This window comes from Neobacillus kokaensis (genome assembly GCF_014656545.1).
GTDB lineage: Bacteria > Bacillota > Bacilli > Bacillales > Cytobacillaceae > Neobacillus > Neobacillus kokaensis.
In genome coordinates this window covers 1-2,475 of the sequence record NZ_BNDS01000060.1, presented here as the reverse complement: position 1 = coordinate 2,475, position 2,475 = coordinate 1, and the positions used below count along the sequence as shown (strand labels likewise).

The 2,475-nt window shown below is 37.2% G+C and carries 2 protein-coding genes and 4 tRNA genes; 4 read left to right on the top strand and 2 right to left on the bottom strand.

Annotation, left to right across the window (positions count from 1 at the left end):
• Positions 1-31 precede the first annotated feature (31 nt).
• The 4 genes from IE222_RS26140 to IE222_RS26125 all read left to right on the top strand — a co-directional run bounded on the left by IE222_RS26140 (position 32) and on the right by IE222_RS26125 (position 360).
• A tRNA-Gln gene (locus IE222_RS26140) sits at positions 32-106 on the top strand.
• Between the two features lie 4 nt (positions 107-110).
• Positions 111-185 (top strand) — tRNA-Gly (locus IE222_RS26135).
• Positions 186-197: 12 nt separating this feature from the next.
• A tRNA-Cys gene (locus IE222_RS26130) sits at positions 198-271 on the top strand.
• 7 nt (positions 272-278) lie between these two features.
• Positions 279-360, top strand: a tRNA-Leu gene (locus tag IE222_RS26125).
• Between the two features lie 175 nt (positions 361-535).
• On the opposite strand, the gene IE222_RS26120 is transcribed toward IE222_RS26125, so the two are convergent.
• Positions 536-1,816 carry an acetyl-CoA hydrolase/transferase family protein gene (locus tag IE222_RS26120; protein ID WP_308435625.1) on the bottom strand — a complete coding sequence of 427 codons (1,281 nt, stop codon included), beginning with the start codon at positions 1,814-1,816 and terminating at the stop codon, positions 536-538.
• A gap of 471 nt (positions 1,817-2,287) precedes the next feature.
• A partial coding sequence (locus IE222_RS26620; protein WP_223282907.1) for a hypothetical protein occupies positions 2,288-2,475 on the bottom strand: 188 nt, incomplete at its 5' end.

Genomic DNA, 2,475 nt, shown 5'->3' with positions numbered 1-2,475 from the left:
TTCCCATCAGCCGCCCCATTTAATTTATCATTGGGCTATAGCCAAGCGGTAAGGCAACGGACTTTGACTCCGTCATTCGTAGGTTCGAATCCTGCTAGCCCAGCCAGTTTGCGGAAGTAGTTCAGTGGTAGAACACCACCTTGCCAAGGTGGGGGTCGCGGGTTCGAATCCCGTCTTCCGCTCCATAAGTATATTTTGGCGGCATAGCCAAGTGGTAAGGCACAGGTCTGCAACACCTTTACCACCGGTTCGAATCCGGTTGCCGCCTCCATCGTATTGCCGGTGTGGCGGAATTGGCAGACGCGCACGACTCAAAATCGTGTTCCGTGAGGAGTGTCGGTTCGACCCCGACCACCGGTATCGTAAACTCTTAACATTATAAATTTTGAGAAAAGCTTATCCATAAATGGGTAAGTCTTTTTTTTACGAGTATTTGTAGGCGTATAAAAATGGCTGAGTTTTATCGTTTTGGCTATGAAACCTTAATAAAAAAGTGCAATTCTATAGTTAGAATTGCACTTTTTTAAGCTTTCATCTAGATTAGAAATCCCATCCTCCTAGCCTCAAATGTTAATTCATCTCTAAATTTAGGATGAGCAATTTCAATAAGTGATTTTGTTCTTTCAAATATGGATTTGCCTTTTAGCTGGGCAATTCCATATTCAGTAACGACAAAATCAACATCGTTTTTTGAAGTCGTTACAACAGAGCCAGGGGCAAGAATCGGCTGGATTCTAGAAATGGTATCATTTTTGGCTGTTGAGTATAAGCAAATAAAACCTTTACCGTTCTTCGCGAAGCGGACGCCTCTGCTGAAGTCTGCCTGACCACCGGTTGAACTATAATATTTACCGGCAACGGTTTCAGAGGCACATTGGCCATAGAAATCAACTTCGGTTGTGGCATTAATTGCCACCATATTATCCTCTTGTGCAATGATTCGCGGGTCATTTACTTTATCGACGCTGAGCATTTCGATCCCGTTGTTGTTATCCATGAAATCATATAATTGTTTTGATCCTAAAGCGAAGGTAGCTACGATTTTTTTCCGATATGTCTTTTTTTCTATGCCTGTGATAACGCCTTGCTGTACTAAATCATAAATTCCATCCGTCAGCATTTCCGTATGGATGCCCAGGTTTCGGTGATTGCCCAATAAACCGACTACTGCGTTTGGTATGCACCCGATTCCTACTTGTAGGGTAGAACCATGGTTAATACGTTCTGCAATATAGGCAGCAATTTTTTGATCAATGTTACGTACGGGTATTTCCGTCAGCTCGTGTAATGGCTGATTGTAATTGATTAATGCCTTCACCTGTGAGAGATGAATTTTGTTTTCCCCATTTGTACGTGGAACAAATTCATTCACCTGAATAACAAATGGAGCTTTCCCAATAAAATGAGCAGTATAATCGGCTTCTGTCCCTAAAGAAAAATAACCATCTTGATCCATTGGAGAGGTTTGGCAAACAATCACTGGCTTTTCGGTTTCACTTTCTAATAATTGAGGCATTTGATGAAAATGATTTGGAACCAGATCACATTTTCCGTTTAAAAACGCTTTTCTTGCATATCCGCTCATAAAATAAGAAACATAGCGGATATGTGGGAATTCTCCCTGTATGTATTGTCGATTCTTCATTTCTAAAATTTGATGAATTTTTAATGATGAAAAAGCCTCCGGATTTTCATCAATCGCTGATAGGATATAATCCGGTTCTCCATTCCCCATTGAGACAATGACATCATGATACTTAGATAAAATGGATAGAATTTCGGTTTGAGTTTTTTCTTTTTCGATGAGTATGCTCACAACTGAACAATCCTTCCTATGTCAAAACTTCTATTCTAAGAAATACTAGGATAATTGTTTTAAAAATCCCAAAAAACTAAATGTTCCTTGACTCAACCGAAATTATATCAACTATTAGTACCAGGTGTCAAACGAAGCTAGCTTTATTTCTATTAAGATTTTTTATGAAAAATTTAACAATAATAAATTTTTCCAATTAGCTCTTTTATTCGTTTAAGGTGCAATCGACGAAAATTACGACATAAAGAAGGAAGAGAAAATGGGTGTATTTTGACGATTGTTATTATTATCATATTAGTTGTTGTCATTGGAGTCATTGTTATTACAGATGATTTTAACTGTTTTAATTGAATTGGAAAATATCACAAAAAACAGTAAGGGCTAATGGCCCTTACCATGATTGATAAATTTGCATTAGGTTATCACTTTAAAAGATTTAGTTGAAGAAACACTTTTGACAAAAGACTTTTATCACTTTTTCTTTTTTGTGTTTTTTGTGTTCTTTACATTTATTGTGTTCTTTACATTTATTGTGTTCTTTACACTTATTGTGTTCTTTACACTTATTGTGTTCCTTACACTTATTGTGTTCTTTACACTTATTGTGTTTTTTACACTTATTGTGTTTTTTACACTCTTTGTGTTTTTTACACTCTTTG